Raw genomic sequence first — 7097 nt, 5'->3', positions numbered from 1 at the left:
ACGCACTTCGTTGTGTGGCAATGCCGCGCTCGGCGGCCCAGGCGCCCACGTCGCGCTTTTGCAGCGTGGCGGCGATCAGGTCGGGGAACTGGTCGGGCGTGCAGGCGAACGCGGGGACGCCAAAGCCCGCCAGGGTCGCGGCCACGTCGTGGTCGTACGCCGGCGCGCCGTCGTCCGAAAGGGCCAGCAGCGCCACCAGCTGCACGCCGTCCGCCACCAGCTGGGCCGCGCGGCGCAGCATCTCGGCGCGGTTGCCGCCCTCGTACAGGTCGCTGACCAGGAAGAGCACCGTCTCGGCCGGGCGGCGCACCCACTGCGCCGCGTAGCCCAGCGCGTGGTTGATGTCCGTGCCGCCGCCCAGCTGGATGCCGAACAGCACGTCCACGGGGTCGTGCAGGTTGTCGGACAGGTCCGCCACGGCCGTGTCGAACGCGATCACCCGCGTGCTCAGGGCCGGCAGCGACGCCAGCACGGAGCCGAATATGCCCGAGTACACGGCGGACGTGGCCATGGACCCGCTCTGGTCGATGAGCAGGATCACGTCGCGCAGGCTGCTGCGCCGCCGCCCCCAGCCGATGCGCGTCTCGGGGATGATCGTGCGGTACTGCGCCTGGTAGTGCCGCAGGTTCGCGCGGATGGTGCGGTTCCAGTCGATCTCGGCGTGGCGGGGGCGCCGGTTGCGCACGCTGCGGCTCAGGCTGCCCGTCACGGCCTGCCGAAGCGGCTCGGCCAGGCGGCGCTCCACCTCGCGCACCACCTTGCGGACCACGTCGCGCGCCGTCTCGCGCGTCTTTTCCGGCATCACGCTCTGGAACGAGAGCAGCGTGGCGACCAGGTGCACGTCGGACTCCATGGCCTCCAGCAGCTCCGGCTCCAGCAGCATCTGCCGAAGGCGCAGCCGCTCGAACGCGTCCTGCTGCATCACCCGGACGACGGACGACGGAAAGTACTCGCGGATGTCGCCCAGCCAGCGCGCCACGTTGGGCGCGGACGAGCCCAGCCCGCCCTGGCGCGTGCCGTCGTACAGCGCGGCCAGGGCGCCGTCCATCCGCAGGTCCGCGCCGGCCAGGCTCACGCCCGTGCCGTCCGCCGCCTCGCCGCCCAGCAGCAGGCGCCAGCGCCGCAGCCGCTCCATGTCGTCGCTCATGCGGCCTCCCGGGGCGCGAGCCCCATCAGCAGGGTCATCAGCGGGAGCACGGCGGCGGCGCGCTCGCGGTCGAGCGCTTCGTCCGCCATCGTCGTCGCCCGCGCGGCCGGGGCGGAGGCGCCGCGGCGGGCCATCTCGCCGATGCCGCGCCGCTCGCCGGCGCCGAACGTGGAGAAGGTGCGGCGGAGGAGGGGGAGCAGGGTGGTGAACGTGTCGCCGTCCAGCCCGGCCACCCAGCCGTCCAGGATGCCGAACAGCCGCGCATCGTGCAGCAGCACGAGCCCGGATCCGCCCAGGAATCCCTGCACCCACGCGCCCGCCGCGCCGGGCGCCACGGCGGGGCTGAGCGCCAGGCCCATCCGCCGCCCCGCGTCCTCCGCGTCGAGGGCGCCCAGGTCCAGCAGCAGGCGCGTGACGCGGCCCCGCACCAGCCCGTGCACGCCGGCCCCGTCGGCCACGTGGAGCAGCGCGTCCGTCCACAGCTCGCGGTGCCGCTCGTCCTGCAGCAGCGTGACGGCGCCGTGCGCGCCGTGGATGGCGGACTCCATCTGCTCCGCCGCCTGGTCGTCCAGCGACGCGCAGGCCAGGGGCAGGCCCACGGAGATGCGCGACACCAAGCCGTCCACCACGTGCTCCAGCAGCGCCGTGTCCGTGCCGCGCACGTCGCCGTAGCGCAGCACCTCGGCCAGGGGCGGCAGCGAGGCCATCAGGTGGCCCAGGTCCGCCGCGCGGGCGGCCTCGGCGTCCACGCGGGCGATGAGGTGGCGCGCGGCGCCCGGCAGGTCCGCCAGCAGCGTGCGGTCCAGCAGCCCCGTGAGCGCCGGCAGGTCCGCCGCGCGGTCCGCCTGCGCGCGGATGCGGGCGTCCGCGGCCTGGGCGACGGTGTTGCCCCAGACGGCGGCCTCGATGACGCCCACGGCGAGCTCCGGCTGCCAGCGCAGGCGCCAGTGCTCGTGAAAGGTGCCGCGCTTGCCGTGCGCGCGCTGGTCCTCGCCCCAGGGCAGGTCCAGCAGCCGCAGGCGATGCAGCAGCCGGCTGCGGGCCAGGTCCGTCTCCTTGCGCAGGTCCAGCTCCAGCACGCGCTCGGCGGCCTCGGGCGGCAGACGCAGCCGCTTTTGCTCGCGCGCCAGGTCCTGCTGCAGGGGGACGGCGGGCGTGTCTGCCGGCACCGCGCCCAGCCGCTCGCCGACGACGAGGCGCTCGTGGATGAGCCGCAGGGGGAGCGACGCGCCGTCGCCCGCGCCGCCGCCCCAGAACACGGCGTCGGCGGCCTGGTTCAGCTCGTCCAGGCCGGGAAGGGCCAGGTTGCGCAGGGCCGCGATGCTGGCGGCCAGTCGCGCGGCGTCGATCACCTGCGCCGTGCTGGCGGACAGGTCTTCGTCGCGCAGCAGCTGCGCGGCGCGGGTGAGCCAGCGGATGGAGACCGTCTGCGCGTCGCGCTCGCCGCACTCCCACAGGTGGGCGTACCAGCCGGGCGACGTGACGCCCGCGCCGTAGCCGCTGTCGAACGCCAGCCGGCCGTACGTCCACGGCACCCACGTGGCCGCGAGCTTCGTCTTCGGCAGGCCCTTGAGGAGCGCCGCGTCGGCCTTGACGGGCGTCTTGCGGATGAGCGCCGGCGCGTGCCATGCGCCGCAGACGACGGCGATGCGCTGATGCCCGTCGCGCTCGGCGGCGCGGATCTGCTGGCGCATGTACGCCTCGCGCTGGCGCTCGCGCAGGGGCTCGGGAAGGTCGAGCTCGTCGCGCAGCGCGCCCATGGCCTCGAGCACGGCCTCGAAGAGCCCGGCGTCGCCGCGTCGGTGCTCCACCAGCTGCTCCCACCAGCGCTCGCCGTCCTGCTGCCCCGCCGCCCGGGCCAGCCAGTTCAGCGGGTCCTCGCGCATCAGCGCCGGCTCCATCTCCGCGTCCGCTGTGGATTCGGGCGATGCGGATCCGTCGCCATCCGCGCCGGCATCGGCGGATTCGGATCGATCGGCACCCGTGCGATCAGCGGATGGATCGGCATCGGCGGATTCGGATCGATCGGCACTCGTGCGATCAGCGGATGGATCGGCATCGGCGGATCCGGATCGATCGGCATCGATAGCGGATGCGCGGTCGGCCGATGTCGATCCACCGTCCGCCGTATCTGTCGATCCACCGTCCGCCGATGCGCCATCTGCCGATGCGGCTTCGGACGACGCGGGCGGGCGATCCGCGTCCGGCGCCTTGGGATCGGGGAGGAGCTGGTGCGAGAGGGGAAGGTCGAAGAAGCGGACGGGGACGGCGGACTGCACGGCGTAGCGCAGCGCCTGCCACTCCGGCGAGAACTCGGCGAACGGATAGTAGACGGCGCGCCGCGGCTCGGCGGGATCGTACACCAGCAGCGCCACGGGCGGCCGCATCTCGTCGTGCGCGGCCAGGGGGATGAGCGCGTCGGCCTCCGGCGGTCCCTCGACCAGCACGAGGTCCGGCGACAGCTCGCGAAGGGCGCGCAGCAGCGACCGCGCGCTCCCCGGGCCGTGGTGCCGGATGCCGAAGACGTGCACGCTCACGCCGTGATCTCCCGCCCCGCGCGGTACAGGTCCTTCCACCCGTCGCGCTCGCGGACGACGGTCTCCAGGTACTCCAGCCACACGGCGCGGTCCTGCACGGGGTCCTTGACCACGGCGCCCTGGATGCCGCCCGCCAAGTCCGCCGCCCGCAGCGTGCCGTCGCCAAAGTGCGCGGCCAGGGCCATCCCGTGGCTCACGACGGAGATGGCCTCGGCCGGCGACAGCGTGCCGCTGGGCGACTTGAGCTTGCTCTTGCCGTCCTCCGTGACGCCCGCCCGCAGCTCGCGAAAGATGGTGACCACGCGCCGCACCTCGTCCAGCGCGGGCGGCTCGGCGGGGATCTCCAGGGCGCGGCCCAGCGACTCCACGCGGCTGCGCACGATCTCCACCTCCTCGTCCGCCGTGGCGGGGAGGGGAAGGACCACCACGTTGAAGCGGCGCTTGAGGGCGCTGGACAGCTCGTTGACGCCCTTGTCGCGGTCGTTGGCCGTGGCGATGACGTTGAAGCCGCGTGTGGCCTGCACCTCGTCGCCCAGCTCGGGGATGGGCAGCGTCTTTTCCGACAGCACGGTGATGAGCGTGTCCTGCACGTCGGCGGGGATGCGCGTGAGCTCCTCCACGCGGACGAGGGCGCCGTCCGACATGCCGCGCATGAGCGGGCTGGGCACGATGGCGCCGCGCGAGGGCCCCTCGGCCAGCAGCCGCGCGTAGTTCCACCCGTAGCGGATCTGCTCCTCGCTGGTGCCCGCCGTGCCCTGGATGAGCCGCGTGCTGTCGCCGCTGATGGCGGCGGCCAGGTGTTCGCTCACCCACGACTTGGCCGTGCCGGGCACGCCCATCAGCAGCAGCGCGCGGTCCGTGGCCACGGTGGCGATGGCGATCTCGATGCGCCGCCGGTCGCCGATGTACTTGGGCATGATCTCCGTGCCGTCGTCCAGCCGGCCGCCCAGCAGGTACGTGGCCACGGCCCAGGGCGACATGCGCCAGGACGGCGGGCGGGGGCGGTCGTCGGCGCGGGCGAGCGCGTCCAGCTCGCTCGCGAACTGCTGCTCGGCGTGGGCGCGCAGCACGGGGGGCGGCGTGGTCATTCGAAGGCCTGGTGCAGGGTGGCGCGAAGGTGGACCTGGTCTACCCACGTGCCCTGGTGCGGGTCGCCCTGCTCGCGCAGGACGGCCACGGCGGTCGCGGGGTGCACGCGGGGAACGGCGGTGCGCAGCAGCTCCCGCGCGTCGTACGCCGACGGCGGGAGCGGGACGGGAACGGCGGACAGCACGGCGCGGGTCAGGGCGGGGCTCCACGGAAAGTGGGCCGTCGACAGCATCAGCCAGCCGGTGAGCGTGGCCTTGACGGGCTCGCCGGGGATGCGCTCCAGCACCAGCGGCTCCAGCCGCTCCGGCGGGAGCACGGCGGCCAGGCGGTCCACCATGCCCAGCCGCTCCTCGCGCGCCGTGATCCGCAGCCGCGCCTCGGCCCACGCCGCGTCGCGATGGCGGATGGCGGCCTCCGTCCACGCGTCGACGACCCTCTGCCCGCCCTCCCCCGCCCGCGCGGCGGCGAGAAGGTCGGCGGCGGGCCGGCCCCAGCGCGCCGTCCAGTACGCGGGCGGAACGGCGACGATCATCTGGTGCAGCCACCACGCGCGCTCGCCGAAGCCATAGCCCGGCTTGGGGTCCACGCCGTCGCGGCGCATGGCGGCGTCGCACTCCGCCGGCAGCGTCACCTCGAGCTTCGGCGCCGAGCCGCGGAGGCGCGCCAGCATCCCCTCCGGCTCGCGAAAGGTGAGCAGCGGCGCCAGGCGATCCGTCATCCGCCGCACGAGCCGGGATTCGGGGAGGAGCGGCAGCAGGCCGGCGGCGGCCTCGCGCACCTGCTTGCTGCGGTCGTCCAGGGCCGATTCCAGGAACGGCTCGTCGTCCATCGACAGCCCCGTGGCCAGCGCCTCCACGAACGCCGCGCGGTCCTTCGCCGGATCGGCGGACCAGGTGGACTGCACGAGCGCCAGCCCCGCGGCGGGATCCGCCCCGCGGACCGCGCGGAGGATGCGGGCGCGCTCCTCCGCCGTCCCCGTTTCCCACGCGGTCGCGGGCTCCCCGGGAAGGGCGACGGCGTACGACCAGTCGGGATTGAGCGATGCCAGCCAGCGCCCGCGCGGCCCCAGCGCGGCGGCCACCTCCGCGCGCAGCTCCGTCTTGCGGCGGCCCAGCTCCAGCACGTCCGGCAGCAGCTCGTGCGGGATGCCGACGCCGGCGTTGCGCGCGAGGGCCATCCACTCGGCCACGAGGGCGGGGGTGGAGCCGGCCAGCACCTGCCGCAGCGCCCGGGCGGCCAGGGGCGACGGGGCGCGCGCCTCCTCCGCCCGCGGCGCGGGCTCCGGCGGGGCGGGGGCGGTGGATGCGCGGCGGCCGGCGCGGCGCCACGCGTCCAGCAGGGCCGCCGTCCCCAGCAGCCGCGCCTCCGCCGGGCGGTCCGCCAGCGCGGCGATGGCGCCGTCCAGCGCGGCGTCGCCCGTGGCCGCGTCGATCTCCGCCTGGCGCTCCGTCCCCAGCAGCGCCGCGCGGACGACGCGATCCCAGGCCTGTCCGGCGCTCACGTCGCGCCTCCGGCCGGAAGCACGAGGTAGCGCCCGTCCGCCACCATCCCCAGGGGCAGGAGCGCGTCGCCGTCCCACTCCGCCGCGACGTCCGCCGGCCGGCCGCCGGCGACGGCCAGCATCATCCACGCGGCGGGCTCCGCCACGCGGGCCAGGGGAAGCGCGGCGCCGTCCGCGTCCCGCATCATCCATCCGCCGTCCTCGCCCCGCGCGGGCACGACGCCGCCGAGGACGACGGCGATGCGCTCCGTCCACGGGTTCCGCCGCAGCACGTCCGCCCACGCGCCCAGCGCGTCGTCCGCGGACCCGGCGTCCGGCAGCGCCGCCGCGGGCTCCGGCGCGCCGAAGCGCTCGCGGACGAGGGCGCGCTGCGGGAGGTTGCCCGCGTAGAAGACGAGCTCCGCGTCCAGGCGCGTGCCCGGCGCGGGAGCGGGCTCCATCGGCTGGCCGGCGGCGGCGAACGCCAGCAGCAGCGCCGTGCGCCCCGTGCGCTCGCCGCGCAGCCAGGTGCGCTGCACGCGGAGCGCCTCCTCCGCCTCCGTGCGGGTGCCCAGCACCGTCCACGCGTCGCGCTCGGCAGAGCCGGACGCCAGCACCTCGTCCTGCCGCGCGGTCCACCCCAGCGCCGCGCGCACGTCCGCCGCGACGGGCTCCGGCAGCGCGTCCATCCGCTCCGCCGCCTGGGCCAGCAGGTCCAGCCGCGCCATCCGCGCCAGCAGCCGCCCGGGCCAGCCGTCGCCGCGCCCGGGGACGGCCGCCATCTCGCGGACCAGGCGCGCCGCGCCCGGCGCCTGCGCGTCCGTCAGCCGCGCGGCCACCCGCT

Annotated in this window: 4 protein-coding genes and 1 pseudogene; all 5 read right to left on the bottom strand. The window is 75.8% G+C overall.

All coding sequences use genetic code 11. From position 1 onward, the window contains the following. Positions 1-1147: VWA domain-containing protein (locus VFZ20_RS22295; RefSeq protein ID WP_329686158.1), on the bottom strand; the 1147-nt coding region annotated here is incomplete at its 3' end. Continuing rightward, complete coding sequence (locus VFZ20_RS22290; RefSeq protein ID WP_329686157.1) at positions 1144-3684, bottom strand: DUF5682 family protein; 2541 nt, start codon at positions 3682-3684, stop codon at positions 1144-1146. The genes VFZ20_RS22295 and VFZ20_RS22290, both read right to left, overlap by 4 nt. Then, a complete protein-coding gene (locus VFZ20_RS22285; protein WP_329686156.1) occupies positions 3681-4772 on the bottom strand; it encodes an AAA family ATPase in 1092 nt (363 codons plus the stop codon). Before VFZ20_RS22285 ends, VFZ20_RS22290 begins: the two co-directional genes overlap by 4 nt. Further along, positions 4769-6274 (bottom strand): DUF5691 domain-containing protein, encoded by a 1506-nt coding sequence (locus VFZ20_RS22280; protein ID WP_329686155.1) that lies wholly within the window; start codon positions 6272-6274, stop codon positions 4769-4771. Before VFZ20_RS22280 ends, VFZ20_RS22285 begins: the two co-directional genes overlap by 4 nt. Beyond that, positions 6271-7097 (bottom strand): annotated as a pseudogene (locus VFZ20_RS22275) (SWIM zinc finger family protein); the annotation flags it as partial. The gene VFZ20_RS22280 and the pseudogene VFZ20_RS22275, both read right to left, overlap by 4 nt.

Source organism: Longimicrobium sp., from assembly GCF_036280135.1.
Lineage (GTDB): Bacteria > Gemmatimonadota > Gemmatimonadetes > Longimicrobiales > Longimicrobiaceae > Longimicrobium.
This window is presented reverse-complemented; position numbering and strand designations above follow the sequence as displayed.